Source organism: Glutamicibacter ardleyensis, assembly GCF_014644555.1.
GTDB classification, from domain to species: Bacteria; Actinomycetota; Actinomycetes; order Actinomycetales; family Micrococcaceae; genus Glutamicibacter; species Glutamicibacter bergerei.
In genome coordinates this window covers 42,065-57,771 of sequence record NZ_BMKX01000008.1, presented here as the reverse complement: position 1 = coordinate 57,771, position 15,707 = coordinate 42,065, and the positions used below count along the sequence as shown (strand labels likewise).

The 15,707-nt window shown below is 60.5% G+C and carries 14 protein-coding genes; 11 read left to right on the top strand and 3 right to left on the bottom strand.

Annotated elements, in window-relative coordinates; translation table 11 throughout:
- The first annotated feature begins 7 nt into the window (after window positions 1–7).
- From IEX04_RS14215 to IEX04_RS14200, 4 genes are all read left to right on the top strand, one after another.
- Window positions 8–1,753: a hypothetical protein gene (locus IEX04_RS14215; RefSeq protein WP_188686540.1), complete on the top strand. Its 1,746-nt coding sequence runs from the start codon at window positions 8–10 to the stop codon at window positions 1,751–1,753.
- Entirely contained in the window at window positions 1,753–2,664 is a 912-nt protein-coding gene (locus tag IEX04_RS14210; protein WP_096256452.1) for a co-chaperone YbbN, read from the top strand. Before IEX04_RS14215 ends, IEX04_RS14210 begins: the two co-directional genes overlap by 1 nt.
- Before the next feature lie 184 nt (window positions 2,665–2,848).
- Window positions 2,849–3,607, top strand: a complete 759-nt coding sequence (locus tag IEX04_RS14205; RefSeq protein ID WP_096256453.1) for an ABC transporter ATP-binding protein — start codon at window positions 2,849–2,851, stop codon at window positions 3,605–3,607.
- Window positions 3,589–5,154 (top strand): transporter, encoded by a 1,566-nt coding sequence (locus IEX04_RS14200; protein ID WP_188686537.1) that lies wholly within the window; start codon window positions 3,589–3,591, stop codon window positions 5,152–5,154. Before IEX04_RS14205 ends, IEX04_RS14200 begins: the two co-directional genes overlap by 19 nt.
- A 148-nt stretch (window positions 5,155–5,302) precedes the next feature.
- Here the strand turns inward: IEX04_RS14200 and IEX04_RS14195 are convergent, their stop codons facing one another.
- On the bottom strand, window positions 5,303–7,120 hold the full coding sequence (locus IEX04_RS14195) for an HNH endonuclease signature motif containing protein (RefSeq protein ID WP_229677164.1): 1,818 nt from the start codon (window positions 7,118–7,120) through the stop codon (window positions 5,303–5,305).
- Window positions 7,121–7,333: 213 nt separating this feature from the next.
- Here IEX04_RS14195 and IEX04_RS14190 point away from each other — a divergent pair, with 213 nt between their 5' ends.
- The 5 genes from IEX04_RS14190 (at window position 7,334) to IEX04_RS14170 (ending at window position 12,684) form a co-directional block, all read left to right on the top strand.
- Window positions 7,334–7,606 (top strand): DUF3039 domain-containing protein, encoded by a 273-nt coding sequence (locus IEX04_RS14190; RefSeq protein WP_229677163.1) that lies wholly within the window; start codon window positions 7,334–7,336, stop codon window positions 7,604–7,606.
- A 59-nt stretch (window positions 7,607–7,665) separates the two neighbouring features.
- The gene (locus tag IEX04_RS14185; protein WP_096256362.1) at window positions 7,666–9,432 is read left to right on the top strand and encodes a DEAD/DEAH box helicase; all 1,767 of its coding nucleotides are present in this window, start codon (window positions 7,666–7,668) and stop codon (window positions 9,430–9,432) included.
- A gap of 389 nt (window positions 9,433–9,821) precedes the next feature.
- Window positions 9,822–11,183 carry an MprF family protein gene (locus IEX04_RS14180; RefSeq protein ID WP_407646318.1) on the top strand — a complete coding sequence of 454 codons (1,362 nt, stop codon included), beginning with the start codon at window positions 9,822–9,824 and terminating at the stop codon, window positions 11,181–11,183.
- Complete coding sequence (locus tag IEX04_RS14175; RefSeq protein WP_188686528.1) at window positions 11,183–12,031, top strand: DMT family transporter; 849 nt, start codon at window positions 11,183–11,185, stop codon at window positions 12,029–12,031. Before IEX04_RS14180 ends, IEX04_RS14175 begins: the two co-directional genes overlap by 1 nt.
- Window positions 12,028–12,684, top strand: a complete 657-nt coding sequence (locus tag IEX04_RS14170) for a DUF998 domain-containing protein (protein WP_188686525.1) — start codon at window positions 12,028–12,030, stop codon at window positions 12,682–12,684. Before IEX04_RS14175 ends, IEX04_RS14170 begins: the two co-directional genes overlap by 4 nt.
- A gap of 58 nt (window positions 12,685–12,742) precedes the next feature.
- Here IEX04_RS14170 and IEX04_RS14165 read toward each other — a convergent pair whose 3' ends face one another.
- The gene (locus IEX04_RS14165) at window positions 12,743–13,360 is read right to left on the bottom strand and encodes an isochorismatase family protein (protein WP_096256358.1); all 618 of its coding nucleotides are present in this window, start codon (window positions 13,358–13,360) and stop codon (window positions 12,743–12,745) included.
- Window positions 13,361–13,419: 59 nt separating this feature from the next.
- The gene (locus IEX04_RS14160) at window positions 13,420–14,718 is read right to left on the bottom strand and encodes a nicotinate phosphoribosyltransferase (RefSeq protein WP_096256357.1); all 1,299 of its coding nucleotides are present in this window, start codon (window positions 14,716–14,718) and stop codon (window positions 13,420–13,422) included.
- Between the two features lie 117 nt (window positions 14,719–14,835).
- On the opposite strand from IEX04_RS14160, the gene clpS reads away from it, so the two are divergent.
- Complete coding sequence (clpS, locus tag IEX04_RS14155; RefSeq protein ID WP_096256356.1) at window positions 14,836–15,120, top strand: ATP-dependent Clp protease adapter ClpS; 285 nt, start codon at window positions 14,836–14,838, stop codon at window positions 15,118–15,120.
- Between the two features lie 5 nt (window positions 15,121–15,125).
- Complete coding sequence (locus IEX04_RS14150) at window positions 15,126–15,704, top strand: DUF2017 domain-containing protein (protein WP_188686522.1); 579 nt, start codon at window positions 15,126–15,128, stop codon at window positions 15,702–15,704.
- The last annotated feature ends 3 nt before the right edge of the window (window positions 15,705–15,707 follow it).

Genomic DNA, 15,707 nt, shown 5'->3' with positions numbered 1-15,707 from the left:
TGAAGTCGTGCGAAAAGTTATCTCCGTGATCGCGATCCTACTGGGGGCAATTGCCCTGGTAGTAGGCATCGGACAGAAGACCTTTTGGGCCCCGCCCGAAACGGTCACCGCAAGCATGCCAGAGTTTAAGGAAGAGTCACCGCTGACGGTTATTCAACCCTCGGTGCAGAACCCGGGCTCCGAACCGGTGGAACTGGTGATCACCGGCAAGGGCGAATTTACCGCCTCGCTGGCGCGCAGTTATGACGTGGAAGCCTGGGTGGGCGACGCTGCCCACGTGGAGCTGACCGGTGTGGATCGCGAAAATCATCAGCTGATCGCCGAGCGCATCGATGGGGAGAAGAAGACTCCGAACCCCGCAGGAGATGACCTGTTCTTCGATTCGCAGAAGGCCGACGGCACGATGACCTACCGCTGGACCGCCCCGGATGACGGTGACTGGTCGCTGCTGCTGGCAGCCGACGGCACCAAGGCGGCGCCCAGTGAGATCTCGGTGACCTACGCCAACGATGACGCCATGCCATGGGCGTTGCCACTGATCATCATCGGTGCACTGCTGTTGGTACTCGGTGTGGCACTGCTGGTGATGCGCGTGATCAAGCCGGCTAAATCGGCTAACTCCGGGCGTCGGGCAGAAACCGCGGTAGCAAATACTAAGAACGGACCGACGAAGCAGAATTCGCTCGCGGTTGCCGCGGTGCTGGCCCTCGCGGTGAGCGGAATTAGCGTACCGATGGCGCCGACCAGCGATAAGCCATCGGACTCGCCAAAAGCCTCTGAATCTGCGTCGGCCTCTGAATCTGCGTCGGCCTCGGCAAAACCTTCGGAATCTACTGCGGAGGAAAAGCCGAGCTACCCGGTACTCACCGAAGAACAGCTGCAGCGCGTGCTCAGCGACGTGGAGAAGCAGATCGGCAAGGCCGACGAGAAGAACACCAAGAAGGATTTGGACTCGCGCGCCTCCGGTGCCTTTAAGGACCTGCGCACCAAGCGTTACGACATCCTCAACGACAAGATCAAGATCGCTAAGCCACTGGCGCTGAAGACCTCGGTCATTCGTTCGGCCGCGGTGCCTAATAGCTCCGAGGCGAAGTTCCCGCGCGTGATCACCGTGGTGACCGCGAAGGATTCCGATCCGGCCACCTTGCCAATCGCGTTGACCCTGCAACAGAACAGTGCCCGGGATAACTACAAGCTCACCTTCGCGGCGCAGATGCTGCCGAACTCAACCTTCCCCGGGATTGCGGTCGGTGACCCATCGGTGACGCAGCTCGACGCCAATGCCGAGGGGCTGAAGGTGAAGCCAAAAGACGCGCTGACGCAGCTGGCCGACGTGCTGACCAACGAAAAGTCCAAGCACAAGGACAACTTCGCGGAATCCGAATTTATTAAGGCGATCCACTCCGGGCAGAAGACCGAGCAGAAGGATGCCAAGGAGGCGAAGGTGAAGTACTCGCGCACGGTCACCGATAAGGACACCCAAGTGGTTTCCACTCCCGATGGCGGGGCGATCGTCACCGGTCGACTGAACCAGAAGGCAGTCTTTGAACGCACCGAGGATGCCGACCCATTGGAGAGCGCCGACGAGCTGACCAAGAAGCTGCTTGGATCGAGCACCTCAAACGGTAACGTAGAGATCACGTACGCCGAACCGGTGATGATGTACATCCCCGCATCCGGTAACGACGACAAGATTCAGCTGGTCGCCAGCGAGGTTTCGTTGCTGAGCGTCAAGCAGGTGGAGGAAAACTAATGACTGAACCACATATCCCTTCCGCGCGCGGAGCCATCGACCTCGGCGCGCTGGCAAGTTCCGGGCCACAGGCCACCGAGTCAGATAGCGCGGCTGCGACAGTTGCCAGCTGGACGATGAACCTTGATGAGGCCGCGTTCCAGCCGTTTGTTGCCCTGTCTCAGCGGGTTCCGGCGATCGTCTCCCTGGGCTCGCCGCGCGTGCAGGTTTCGGTCGATCTTGATGCTGCGCTCAAAACCCTCGTCGATCGCCGTGCCGGCAAGATGGTGCTCGGTGTGGTCGACGCGGAGAAGTACCCAAATATCGCTAAGGCCTTCAACGCCGAGCAGATCCCGATGGTGATCGCGCTGGTCAACGGGCAGCCGGTGCCTTTGTTCCAAGGTCCGGCAGCTGCCGAACAGATCGACCAGGTGCTCAACCAGCTGGCCGAACTGGCGACGCAGCAGGGGCTTGGCGGGAGCGTTCCGGCGTTCTCCGGTGACAGCGGCGAAGCAGAACTGCCGCCGTTGCATCAGAAGGCGGTGGATGCGATCGACGCCGGTGATTATGCGGCCGCGGAGGCCGCATACCTCGAAGCTTTGGCCGAAAAGCCTAATGATCACGACGCGCAGGTGGGCGTGTATCAGGTGCGTTTGCTTTCGCGTACGGCAAATCTTGATTTGAACGATTCGCGCGCCGCGGCGGCAGCGAACCCCGATGATCTTGACATGCAGCTCAACGTTGCCGACCTGGATTTGGTCGGCGGGCATGTGGAAGACGCCTTCGCGCGGTTGGTTACGTTGATTTCCCGACTGGCCGATGAGGACCGTGAGCGTGTGCGTCGTCGGTTGATTGAACTGTATGCGGTGATCGGCAACGCCGATCCGCGCGTGGCAGCTTCGCGCCAGAAATTATCTCGCGTGCTCTTCTAACCCGTGCAGCTTTACCCGTCGTAGAGGCGACCGGCCACATTTTTAGCTGATGTGGCCGGTCGCCTTTTTTGCGCCCTGACGTGGCATCCCCATCGATTGGGCTCCGCCCTAGCAGAGCGCTGGGCTTCGAGATTAACTCCAAAGGATGATGCGAGTTGACTTGGGCGATTGATAGTCTCGAAACATGAATAGCATGGCGCTCGAAATTAGAAATCTTGCCAAGCAGTTTGGCGACAAGGTGGCGGTGAATAACGTCAGCCTTCAGGTGCCCACCGGATCCTTTTACGGACTGGTCGGACCCAACGGGGCGGGTAAAACCACGATGTTATCGATGGCCACCGGGTTGCTACGCCCGGACCAGGGAAGTGCACTAGTCAACGGCGTAGATATCTGGGCCGCTCCACACGAGGCCAAGGCTACGCTAGGCGTACTTGCCGATGGGGTACGTCAGTTTGACCGGCTGACCGGACGGCAGCTGGTGACCTATGCCGGACTGCTGCGCGGCATGGATCGCGAGGAAGTGGCCACGCGCACCGAAGATTTGCTACGCGTGATGGACCTCGGCGAGGACGGCGACAAGCTCGTCGTAGACTACTCCGCAGGTATGACAAAGAAGATTTCCCTGGCGACCGCGATGATTCACTCACCGAAGCTGCTGGTGCTCGATGAGCCTTTCGAGGCGGTGGACCCGGTGTCGGCGGCGAATATCCGCGACATCCTCAATGACTATGTGTCCTTTGGCGGCACCGTGATCGTCTCCAGCCACGTGATGGACCTGGTGCAGCGGATGTGCTCGCACGTGGCGGTCATCGACGGCGGCATGCTTAAAGCCTCCGGATCGGTGGACGAGGTACGCGACGGCATGAGCCTCGAAGATCGCTTTGTGGATCTGGTCGGCGGGCGCGGAACCAGCGAAGGGCTGTCATGGTTGCGCACCTCCTAAGGCTGAAGTTACGACTGCTAGGCAACGGGTTTAAACGAAGCCCCTGGCAACTGGTGGGCGTGATCATCGGTGGGCTCTACGCGCTAGGGATCGTGGTGATGCTTTCGCTGGCCGGCTGGTTTACCGCCGACCAAAGTGATCTGCGCGGCTGGGTAGCTATTCTGGCCGGATCGGTGATCGTGCTGGGCTGGGCGGTGATTCCGCCGTTGATTACCGGTGTGGATCTAACCCTTGAACCACAGCGCTTTGTGCACTTTGGGATCGAAGAAAAGACATTGGCGCGCGGGCTGATCCTGGCCGGGTTCATCTCCATCCCGGCGGCGTTGACGCTGCTCGCCGCCCTAGGGTTCTCCACGATCTGGCGGCTTGACCCGGCGGTGTTCGTGGTCGGGCTGCTCTGTGCGGTGGGTACCTGGCTGATGGCAATGTTCGCCTGTCAGTACCTGACGATCGTGGCCACCGCGCTGCGTGGCAAGCGACGCTTCCGCGAATTGTCCTTTGCCTTGTTGTTCTTATTGCTGGTTGGCCTGGGGCCGATCTTCAGTACCATCGGCTCAAACGCGGAATCTATCTTTGAAGTGTTGGTGCCGATTTCCGCGGTGCTCGGCTACACCCCCTTGGGTGCTTTTGCTGCGGTGCCCGGCGCGTTGGCTGCCGGGGAGATGGGCATGACTGCGATGTATGCCGGCCTAGCTCTGGTGTACCTGATCGGACTGTACTTCTTGCTCACCCGGGCTACCGGTAAGGCGACGGTGACCCCTCCTGCGGCGCAGCGTGCGTCGAGCGCCAAAGGCTTGGGCTTCTTCAAACTCACCCCGGCTACACCCGCCGGTGCGGTGGCCGCTCGCGCCCTGACCTATTGGTTCAAGGACCCGCGCTACGCACTGAGCGTGATCATGGTGCCGATGTTGCCGGTGATCTTCTACTTTGCCGGTGGATCTACCGGTAGCTACACGATGATGCTGTTGTTGGGACCGATGATCGGCATCCTGATGGGGTTTGCGATCTCCGCCGATGTGTCTTATGACAACACCGCCTTTGCGTTGCATGTGCTCACCGGCGTCTCGGGCAAGGCCGATCGTTTGGGACGCGTGATGGCCTGCTTCGTGCTGGTGATCGTGCCGCTGATTTTGGCCGCGGTACTTCCTGCCGCGCTGACCGGCCAGCCGTGGCGCATTCCCGGGGACTTGGGGCTTTCGCTGGGCGCGTTCCTGATTGCGCTGGGTGTTTCCTCGATCGCCTCGGCCCGCTACACCTACGCGGTACCGTTGCCGGGGGATAACCCGATGAAAACTCCTCCGGGAAGCGGGGCACGCGTTGCGGTCACCCAGCTGGCGACCTTCGGCATTATGGGTGTGCTGTTGATTCCGACGCTGGTTCCGTACGTCACCGGTTGGGTTATGCATTCAACGTTGGCCGGGTACATCACCCTGGCCGTCGGACTGATTACCGGTTCGCTGATGCTGTCCTTTGGCATCCGAATTGGCGGCAGGACCATGGATCAGCGTGCGCCTGAGCTGATGCAGTCGGTGATGATCAACCGCTAGCAGCATCCAGCGGCAACGCCCGCAACGTTCGGACCGGAGAAAATTTGGTTCGAGGGTTGCGGGCGTCGTCGCGTTTGAAAGGCGTTTTGTCTGAGCCGTTTCGACTGCGGGGTGGCGCGGATGGACAGGGCTGTGCCCCGATCGGCAGTCAATCCCAGTAAGTATTACGCCGCGGTAACTGTTGCGGGTCAATATGCTTCGGCAAAATCACGTGCGGCAACCCATCAACCACCACAATCTTGATCCGACCCGAATCAGCATCCATATGCGCACCCCGGCACAGCCCAGCCAAATTGATCAGCTTCGTTTCGCCGCCCATCCACCACGGATCAATATGGTGAAACTCAATTTTCTCCGGTGGCTCGGTACAACCAGGCACAATACACCCATGATCACGCGCGAGCACGGCGCGTTTGAGTTTCTCCGGCACCAACCGTTGAGCTCGACCATAGTCAAGCAGTTCACTTTTCGAATTGAACACTGCCGGGATGATATCTGCTTCGCATAACAACCGTCTCAAATCCCCGGGCGGAAGTTTCACTCCGTGGGCGGTGCGGGCATCTCCGGAGGCGAGGTCCTGCAAATTTTCGAGCTTCAAATGCACCAGGACTTCAGGTCTGATCCGTTGGCTACCACCCCCGGTCGTGGGGATGGTGGTGAGGAGGTCCATCAACGCGTTGAGCGCTCGTTCGGGGACCGTCGCTGGGGGTTCGGTTGTTTCTGGTTCCCAGATTGCTTCCTCCAACGCCCCTTCGGGTAAGAAATCCAAGATGCTGGGTTCGGTTGGGACCGTTGGCTCAATTACGTCGTTTGCTGTTGCTGGTTCTGGTGTGGCGGTTGGCTCAGCGGGTGCGGGGGCGGGTTCGGCAATAGCTTGCTCAGCAGAGGAAGAGTCCGTAGCACTAGCCGACTCATCAACCGTGCCGGCCTGTGGCTGCCGGTTGACCCTAGCCTGCGCTCCCGCACGGGTGCGTCCGTTAGCTGCATGCGCCGCCAACGAATCAAAATACTCACCCTCCACCGTGGTGACCCGCAGTAAAAACTCGCGGGTGAACTCGTTCTTAATCGGCAACGGGAAGAACCCACGGCGCAACGAGGAAGAAGTCGCCGTGCCCGCAGTGGTGCTGGCGGTAGTGATCAGTTCTTTGACCTGCTTGTTCATTTCGGAGACACTCTGCCCGGCAGATAACAGGTTGGCTGCGTGTTCTTCGACCGGGCGGCCGTCGGCATGAAACAACGTCGGCTCGGTGCGGACCCCGTCAAAGGTTTGATCTTTCGGTTCGCGTTTGGCGAGTTTCTGACTGGTCTCACGCACCACCGATGGGTGCAGTGCCGGTGATTGTTCCGGGCCAGGGGTGGTGAATAACGTGGCGAGGTGTTCAAAGCGTGGTGGGAGCTGGTTGCCAGCCATATCGCGGCGGCTAATAAGATCACTGGCGTCGCCGATGAGTTTGTTCGCTTCACCAAACGGGATATGAGTCCAAGAAGCTAACAGTGCGGCCGGGGTTTGGAAGCTTGCTTTACCAGCACAACGGTGCGCCTGGCGGCTGGTGTCAGGGGCGGTGGTGCGTAGCGTGTCGAGTTCTGATTCATCCAGGGTGTGGGCGTTGGTGGCGGCGATCCGGTCGGCGCCGGTGACACGGATCCGGGCTGCTTCATCTTCGAGGTGTTGGCCGGTGGTGGCGAGCTCTAGGGCGAGGCGGGGATCGGTGGTGTCTGCCAGATGGTGGCGCAGGAAGGTGAACAGTGCGGTGCCGGTGGTGGCCAGGGTGCGCAGGGTTTGTCCGGTGAGGTTTTCTGGCTCGCCGGTGGCTGCGGTGAGCTCGGTGAGCGTCGTGTGCAGTTCGGTGAGGGTGGCCCCGGCGGTGGTGTTCATGATTTGAGTATGCGCGGAAGGGTGGGCCGGGTAGGTGGGGGTGCGAACCGACTGTGGATAAGTGCGGACACACCCGGTTGGATCGAACATTTGTTAGCGTCGGGGAGCGTGTGGGGCGGGCGGTGGCGGTGGTTGGTGGGGATCGGCGGTAGGAGAGTTGGGGTGGGTAAAGGTGCTGGTAGTACCGATAATTGTGGCGTGGGGTTTGCTGCGAGGAAAGATGTTGGGCAAGGAGGAGGGGGACTGGTCAAGGGGTAGCGTGTGTGGATAAGCTCCCACCGTTTGAGGTGCCCGCGGCGGGCAATGCGTACTAGACTTGAAGCCATGGTGGAACAGTCTGAGGAAACCCGTGGCGGAACGGCAACGATCGAGCGCACAGACACGAGTCAAAGTGTCGAAGCCGGAGATCATGAGCGCTTTGCACACTACGTGCAGAAGGAAAAGATCATGGAGTCGGCGATGTCCGGCGAGCCGGTGATCGCGCTGTGCGGCAAGGTATGGACCCCGGGGCGGGACCCGAAGAAGTTCCCGGTATGCCCCGAATGCAAGGAAATTTACGAAACCCTGATGGGCTAAATTGCTGCGCTAAGCACTAGGTAATACGGCAAGCAGCAGGCACGTTCGGGAAAAGGTATATGACCGAGACACTTTTTGACTTTGGTGACAAGCTTCCACTGGAAGACAAGCTCCCGCCGGCATACCCGGAACGGGCGGCCTGGGGGACCGGGCCGAAACTTCGCGCCTGGCAGGCCGAGGCGCTGGCCAAATACTTTGATACCGAACCACGGGACTTTATGGCCGTGGCGACCCCCGGCGCGGGTAAAACTACCTTTGCGCTGCGCCTGGCGAAGGTGCTGGTGGATTCGGGCAAGATCAACCGGCTGATCGTCGTCGCGCCCACGGACCACCTGAAAAAGCAGTGGGCCGATGCGGCGGCGCGCGTGGGAATCTCGCTGGACCCCAATTATAAGAACTCCGATGGTCGGCACGGCTCGCATTATCTGGGGGTGGTGGTGACCTATGCGCAGGTTGCGCAGAAGCCTGCGGTGCACCGGGCAAAAACCGAAGGTGCTCGCACGCTGGTGATCATGGACGAGGTGCACCACGCCGGGGACGCGCTGTCCTGGGGCGACGGTATTCGTGAGGCCTTTGAACCGGCTACCCGCCGGCTTGCGCTGACCGGTACGCCGTTCCGCTCGGACGCCGCTCCGATTCCTTTTGTGCAGTATGTTGATGAGGGCGACGGGATTCGTCGATCGACCGCGGATTACTCCTACGGTTACGGCAAGGCGCTGAAGGATAATGTGGTCCGCCCAGTGCTCTTTATGGCCTATTCCGGGGCGATGCGTTGGCGTACCGCCGCGGGCGAAGAGATGGAAGCCGAGCTGGGCGCCGGATTTACCAAGGACGTCACCGCGCACGCCTGGCGTACCGCGCTAGACCCGCATGGGGATTGGATTCCCTCGGTGCTGCGCGCCGCGGATCGGCGGCTTTCCGAGGTGCGGCGTACCGTGAAGGACGCCGGCGCCCTGGTGATCGCCACCGACCATGAGGATGCGCGCGGTTATGCCACGCAGCTAGAGGCGATTTGTGGCGAGAAGGTCACCACGATCCTCTCTGATGACCCCAAAGCCTCGCAGAAAATCGACGAATTTGCGGCCTCCGATTCGCGTTGGATGGTGGCGGTACGCATGGTTTCTGAGGGCGTGGACGTGCCCCGGCTGTGTGTGGGTGTGTATGCGACGAGCACCTCGACGCCGTTGTTCTTCGCTCAGGCGGTCGGACGTTTTGTGCGTAGCCGCAAGCGCGGCGAGGTCGCCAGCGTGTTCTTGCCCTCGGTACCGGTGCTGATGGCGCTGGCCAACGAGATGGAAGTTGAACGCGACCATGCGCTGGACCGCGCGGGGGACAAGCTCGAAGACGGGTTGGATGACGCGTTTTTGGAGGAGGCTAACCGCGAGGAGAAGGCCAGCGATGAGCTGAACAAATCCAAGTTTGAGGCGCTGAATTCTCAGGCGGCCTTTGACCGGGTGCTCTTTGACGGCGGTGAATTTGGTACCGGCGCCGAGCTGGGTAGCGACGAGGAGCTCGGCTTCTTGGGGATCCCTGGCCTGCTCGATACCGAGCAGGTCTCCGCGCTGTTGCGTGAGCAGCAAAATAAGCAGATTAACCGTGGCGCCACGAAGCCGGCACCGGTCAGTGATCATCGGCGGATGATGGATTTGCGCTCGAAGCTGTCGAAGAACGTGTCCGCGTGGGCCTCGCGCACCGGGATGCCGCACGGGCAGGTGCACAATAAGTTGCGCAGCGTCTGTGGTGGTCCGGCGGTGCCGCAAGCTACCGTTGATCAGCTCCAGGCACGGATCGACAAGCTCCAAGACTGGTTTGTGGGACGTAAATAACCTTCGCGGTGCCGCGTACCGGGTCCAACCGGTGCGATACTACCGCTATGACCAGTAGTAATATTTCTGCCGCAGCCCGGGTGCATCAACGCGATCGCGCCCGGGCTGCCGCGTCTTATTTAGCCATCTTTTTGGCGGTGGTGAGCCTTTTTGGTCCGCTATTGCACCCGCTGACCTCACTGATTTCCGGGTGGTTGCAGGGTCCTGTGACCTTGTTCCCCGAATTTTTGACGCAGATCTCGCGCATTTACGCGGTGTTCGGTGCCTTTGGATTATTTATTGTCGCCCGGTATCTGCGCACCGGAAATGCGGTGGCGTGGGCCGGATCGTTGGTCTTGCTACTGGCCAACGCCGTGCTCCACTTAGGCAAGTTCAGCGACTGGCCAGTGATGGTGTTATCCGTGGCCGGCGGACTCTGGTTAGCCGCCAAGCACCGTGCCTTTCCGGTGTGGCCGGGCAAATTTTTGACCCGGCGGGTGCTGTTGATCAGCGCCGGCGCGCTGGGCGTCGCCACACTGATCGCGGGCGGATTTTTTGTGCGCCAGATGAAGGCCGGGCATCAGAGCATCGGTGGCGAAGTTCAAATCCTGTTCGGAGCCTTCGGCGGGGAGCTACAGGAGCGTGGTGCCCATCCGCGCTGGGAGTTGGCCGCGGCGCTGATCATTTGCCTCACCGCGATGATGCTGTGGTTCCTCTATGACTCGAACCGTACCCGGCCCGCCGGAACCCGCGAACAGCTCGCACAACGAGAACGCGCCCGAGCGGTGGTGCTGGCCCATGGTGGCGGTACCCTTGACTACTTTGCCTTGCGCGATGACAAGCAGTACTTTTTCCTTGCCGATTCTGTCATCGCCTATGCGGTGCGCGGATCGGTCTGTTTGGTATCCCCGGATCCGATCGGCCCCGCGGCGCAGCAGGAAGAAATTTGGGCTGAATTTATGTTGCTGGCAGAGCGCCGCGGCCTGACGGTCAGTGTGCTCGGCGCGGCGGCGAACTGGCTGGATATTTACGAACGCTCGGGTTTGCGTGCGGTGTATCTGGGCGATGAGGCGATCGTTGAGACTCAAGGGTTTTCGCTCGATGGTAAAAGGTTCAAATCCTTACGCCAGGGCCATGCCCGGTTGGGCCGCGCCGGTTACACGGTGGTGCACCGCAACCCGCTGGAGATTGATGCAAAGCTACGCGAACGGTTGACCGAGCTTGCTACCGAGAGCCGGCAGGGCGAGGTGGAACGCGGATTTTCCATGACGCTTTCGCGCCTCTTTGACCCGGCAGATAAAGAACTGCTGCTCTCCATTGCGCTAGATGCCGAGGGGGTCGCTCAAGCGTTTATCCAGTGGGTTCCGGCGCCCGCGGTTAACGGCTGGTCCTTGGACGTGATGCGTCGCAGCACCGCCGAGCAGGTGCCCGGCGGGCTCACCGACTTTGTCATCCTGGAAACCATTTTTAAGCTGCGCGCCGAGGGTGCTGGCGGATTGGGGCTGAACTTTGCGGTCCTGCGCGAAGCGATCGCCGGGGCACCTGATGCCTCGCTCTTTGAGAAGCTGGTGGCACGCCAAGCCTCTAAACATGCCCAGGTCGCCTCACTGTGGAAGTTTAATGCGAAATACGATCCACGTTGGCAACCACGCTATGCCGCGGTGGGCACCGTGGATCTGTGGTTGACCCAGGGATTGGCGATGGCTCAGGCCGAAGGTTATGCCGAGGTGCCCGGTCTTTCCTCACGTAGTAGAACGCCGGAGCAGAACTAATGGTGACGGGACTGATCACCGCGCTGATCGCAAGTATTTGTTATGGAAGCGCCTCGGTGCTGGAAGCCGTGGCCGCGCGACGTGCCGAAGGTTTAAAAGTTTTTACCCAGCCGCTATACCTGATGGGTCTGGGCTTGGACGGTGTGGCGTGGGTAGCCTCGTTAGTGGCGCTACAGTTTTTGACCCTGTTCACCGTGCAGGCGCTCATAGCCGGTTCGCTCATTGTGACCGTACTGCTGGCCAAGATGGTTTTTTCTACGCGGCTGGGTACCTCGACCTGGTGGGCCATGGGACTGTTGGTTGCCGGGTTGGTGGTGATCGCACTAGCTACCGGAGAACAACCTGCCACCGGTGCGCCGCGCCTCTTAGCTCCGGTGCTTGGCGCCGTGATGTTGCTGCTGACGGTGGCATTGCTGGTGTTATACCGCCGCCGGGTGCCATTGGCGATGTCGATCTTAGCCGGTCTCGCTGCCAGCGTTTCCGCGTTGGCCGCGCGCGGCCTGGAACTGGGCGGTTCGCTGTGGCAGATCCTGATGCAACCGTTGCTTTGGGTGCTATGTGTGGCCGGGGTGGTGGCTATGGCCAGTTACACCAGGGCATTGGAGCATGGCTCGGTGGGTGCAATGACGGCCGTATTCACGGTGATCGAGGTGGTAATCCCCGGGGTGGCGGGCATGCTGCTGCTGGGGGATGCCTCCCGGCCAGGCTGGGAAGTAGCTAAGTTTGTGGCGATCGCACTGAGTTTGCTGGCCTGCGTGTGGTTGGCTAAACAACCCGGAGCGGACCCGGTGCATGAAGCTCAGAGCACACACGAAGACGAAGAAAAGATGGCAGGGCGAGGAACATGAAAACGTTGGATCGGGCAAAGATCTACCGCACGGCGTTGCGCGTCGGCGCGGTGTCCTATTCGGGCGGAATGCTCGGTGAGGCGCTGCTGGGTTGGAAATTGGACCCACAGGTGACCCTGCTTTCCGAATTGGCGGCGCGCGACCGTGAGCATCGACGGCTGTTCCAAGTCCTTGACCTAGGGGCGGGGAGCTTATTTATTACCGCCGGGATGACTCAGCGCAGTGGCGGTTCCAAATGGTTAGGAAGCTGGCTGGAACTTTTTGGTGCGGCAACTATCGGCGATGCGCTCAGCCCACTGGATTATCCGATTTCCCATGATCATTTACGCCCGGGGCACGCGCAGAAGGACTGGACACCAAGTGTTAGCCACACGATGCACTATGTGACCACCACCGTGGCAGGGGTGGCCGCTGCCGGGATCTGCCTAGAGCATTGGCGGATACAGCGCTCGGCGCAAGTGTCTGACAGTTTAGCCGCGCGGATCTTGCGCACCTGCGCGGGTCCGGCTGTGGGATTGCTGCTGCTCAGCGAAACGCTCACGGTGCTGTTTCCCAAGCTGCTTCCAGGAGTGGTGCAACGGGTGCAAACTCTAGCCTTCTCGGCGCTCTGCCTAGATCTAGCGGCCCTAGATGGGGCGAAGCCACAAACTTAAACACCAACGCCGCCGAACAAATATATTGTCCGGCGGCGTTGGTCAGTTAAACATTGGTTTAGGGTGCGGGGCTGAGCGGTTCCAACCCAAGGGTGAGCACCGTGGCGCCGGCCTCGCGCAGTTCCGTATAAACCTTCGGCAGGTTTTCCGGGGTGACCGCCGCGGTCAGCGGGGCGAGCACGGTGGTGGTGAACCCGGCGGCTGCGGCATCGATCGCGGTGGCTCGTACGCAGTGATCGGTAGCGATACCCACGATGTCTACCGTGGTGATTTCTCGCTCGCGCAACCAATCGGCCAACAACATGCCCGATTCATCCTCTGGCGCGGCGTTCGGATCGAGCAGGCGTGCCTCAAAACCCGAGTAGGCGGCAGCGAAGCGGCCCTTGGCGAAGTGCGCGTCAACTTCCAGTGCGGCGATCTGCGGGTGCAGAGCCGCACCGGTGGTTCCAGCCACACAGTGCACCGGCCAGGAATCGACAAAATCAGGGGTGTCCGAGAAGTGGGCACCCGGGCTGATATGCCAATCCTGAGTGGTGATGATGGCTGCGTAGGAGTCGCGGCGGGTGTCCGCGTCGCTGGCGATAGCCGACGCGACAGCGTTACCTCCGGTCACCGCCAGCGCGCCGCCTTCACAGAAATCGGGCTGGACATCGACAATTAGCAGTGCTCTGCTCATAAGTTTCTCCTAATCATTGCGAGTGAGTAGGGGTTTTAACCATGATACTGCCTGAGTGCTTAGTCTTCGCGCATAATCGTGGGAATGACCGGCTCGCCGCGCTGCAGTTTGCGTGCTACACCGGGCATTTCCTGAATCGACGCGTAGTGACGAGCGCGCGCCTTTTTAACGCCGGACGCTCCAATGTAGGACTCATCGATTTCACCGTTGGTAACAAATGGGATCGAGAGCTTACGTTCCGGACCACCGGTGCTGAATTCGGAAAGTGAGACGACCTCGGCGGTGGCACGGTTGCGTTCGTTGAGCTGACGGATCGCGTGCTTGCGTCCGCCCACGCTGGTCTTATTTGCCGCAGCCTTGGCCACTGGAATCCATTGCCCTGCCGAATCCTGCCGGGCCACCAACTTGTAAACCATCGAGGCGGTAGGGTGCCCGGAGCCGGTCACCAGTGCGGTGCCCACTCCGTAGGAGTCGACCGGGGCGCTGGCTAGCGCGGCGATCGCGTATTCGTCGAGATCTGAGGTGACGGTGATCTTGGTGTTCCAATTGCCAAGGTCATCGAGCAGCTCACGGACCCAACCGGCCTGCGCGATGAGATCTCCGGAGTCCAGGCGTACTCCGCCCAGCTGCGGGCCGCCGACCTTGACCGCGGTGCGCACGCCGGCTTCCACATCGTAGGTGTCTACTAACAGCGTGGTGTCCTTGCCTAAGGAGTTGACTTGCGCGGTGAACGCGGCTTCCTCGGAATCGTGGAGCAGGGTGAAGGAGTGGGCGGAGGTGCCGACGGTTTTGATGCCGTAGCGTGCTCCAGCCTCCAAGTTAGAGGTGGAATCAAAGCCGGCAATGATCGCTGCGCGTGCCGCGGCGACCGCTGATTCCTCGTGGGTACGTCGGGAGCCCATTTCAATGCACGGTCGGGTACCGGCGGAGGCGATCATCCGTGAGGCGGCCGAGGCGATGGCCGAATCGTGGTTCAGGATCGAGAGGATGTAGGTTTCAATGACGCAGGCCTCGGCGAAGGAAGAACGCACCGTGAGGATGGGTGAATTCGGGAAGTACAGCTCGCCTTCGGCGTAGCCGGTGACCTCTCCGGTGAACTTGAAGTTTTCCAGGTAGCTCAGGGTTTCCTTGTTCACCACCTTGGTGTCCGAAAGGAACTTCAGCTGTGCATCGTCGAAGTGGAAGTTCTTTAGCCCTTCGAGCAGACGCCCGGTGCCGGCAACCACGCCGTAGCGTCGTCCCTCGGGAAGGCGGCGAGCGAAGGCTTCGAAGACCGAGGGGCGGTGAGCGGCGCCGGAGGCGAGGGCCGCCTGCAGCATGGTCAGCTCGTAGTGGTCGGTGAAAAGGCTGGTGAGCATGTGGTGCTCCTGATCGAAGAATGAATGGACCGGCCTTTACTGTATAACGGCTCACGCTTGCGGTGATATTCACAACGCACCGTGTGTACCGCGGCGTTGGGGCGTAAAATGGAAATTATGACCGCTATGCCCGATGTAATATCTAACCCCGAGACCGTCAAGGCGCAGGATAAGGCCTGGCGTCTGATCGTGTGGAATGACCCGGTAAACCTGATGAACTACGTTTCTTACGTGTTCCAGTCCTACTTTGGGTTCACTCGCGAGCGCGCCGACCAGCTGATGTTGCAGGTGCACAACGATGGTTTTTGTGTGGTGCGTTCCGGCTCCCGGGAGGCCATCGAATCCGATGTGCATGCGATGCACGGCTTCGGTTTGCAAGCGACCATGACTCAGGAGGCCTAAGCTACGTGGCTAAAGCCTTTAAAAATGGTGCCCGCGGCATCACCGGTTCCTTGGCGAGCGCGGAACGAAAATTATTGCGCGAACTATTTAGCGACGTGATCACCGTGCTCGAAGAACGTGCACAGATCCACGAGCTACCCGAAGATCTTGACCCGCTGTACGCGCTGACCGGAATGCGCCCAGAATCGGCGAACCTGCCCGAACCTGCCGACGCGGCGGTTAAGCGCCTGCTACCGGATGCCTCGGACGATAAAGATGTGGCAGATGAATTCCGCCGGCTGACCGAATTGGATCTGATTACCGAAAAGATTTCTTTGTTACGTCGCTCCCAGCTGTTGCTGGAGACCGAGAAGCTGGTGCTTTCCGTATCCGAGGCCCAAGGTTTTGCGCGCGCACTGAACGATGTGCGGCTGGTGCTTGCCGAACGGCTGAACATTCAAAGCGAAGCTGATTCGGAGCGGATCGCACAGTTGGTGGATGCCGCGAAGGTCACTACCTCCGAAGAATACCTAGGACTGGTCTATAACCTGGTTTCCTGGGTGCAGGACACCTTGATGCAGGCGTTGATGAGCGCGGAGCGCTAGGTC

Excerpts from the sequence above, each read along its gene's own strand:
- clpS (WP_096256356.1), top strand. The coding sequence starts at position 14,836 with ATGACCGCTATGCCCGATGTAATATCTAACCCCGAGACCGTCAAGGCG.
- IEX04_RS14200 (WP_188686537.1), top strand. The coding sequence starts at position 3,589 with ATGGTTGCGCACCTCCTAAGGCTGAAGTTACGACTGCTAGGCAACGGG.
- IEX04_RS14180 (WP_407646318.1), top strand. The coding sequence starts at position 9,822 with ATGGTGTTATCCGTGGCCGGCGGACTCTGGTTAGCCGCCAAGCACCGT.
- IEX04_RS14165 (WP_096256358.1), bottom strand. The coding sequence starts at position 13,360 with ATGAGCAGAGCACTGCTAATTGTCGATGTCCAGCCCGATTTCTGTGAA.
- IEX04_RS14160 (WP_096256357.1), bottom strand. The coding sequence starts at position 14,718 with ATGCTCACCAGCCTTTTCACCGACCACTACGAGCTGACCATGCTGCAG.
- IEX04_RS14170 (WP_188686525.1), top strand. The coding sequence starts at position 12,028 with ATGAAAACGTTGGATCGGGCAAAGATCTACCGCACGGCGTTGCGCGTC.
- IEX04_RS14185 (WP_096256362.1), top strand. The coding sequence starts at position 7,666 with ATGACCGAGACACTTTTTGACTTTGGTGACAAGCTTCCACTGGAAGAC.
- IEX04_RS14195 (WP_229677164.1), bottom strand. The coding sequence starts at position 7,120 with ATGTTCGATCCAACCGGGTGTGTCCGCACTTATCCACAGTCGGTTCGC.
- IEX04_RS14190 (WP_229677163.1), top strand. The coding sequence starts at position 7,334 with ATGCGTACTAGACTTGAAGCCATGGTGGAACAGTCTGAGGAAACCCGT.
- IEX04_RS14205 (WP_096256453.1), top strand. The coding sequence starts at position 2,849 with ATGAATAGCATGGCGCTCGAAATTAGAAATCTTGCCAAGCAGTTTGGC.
- IEX04_RS14175 (WP_188686528.1), top strand. The coding sequence starts at position 11,183 with ATGGTGACGGGACTGATCACCGCGCTGATCGCAAGTATTTGTTATGGA.
- IEX04_RS14210 (WP_096256452.1), top strand. The coding sequence starts at position 1,753 with ATGACTGAACCACATATCCCTTCCGCGCGCGGAGCCATCGACCTCGGC.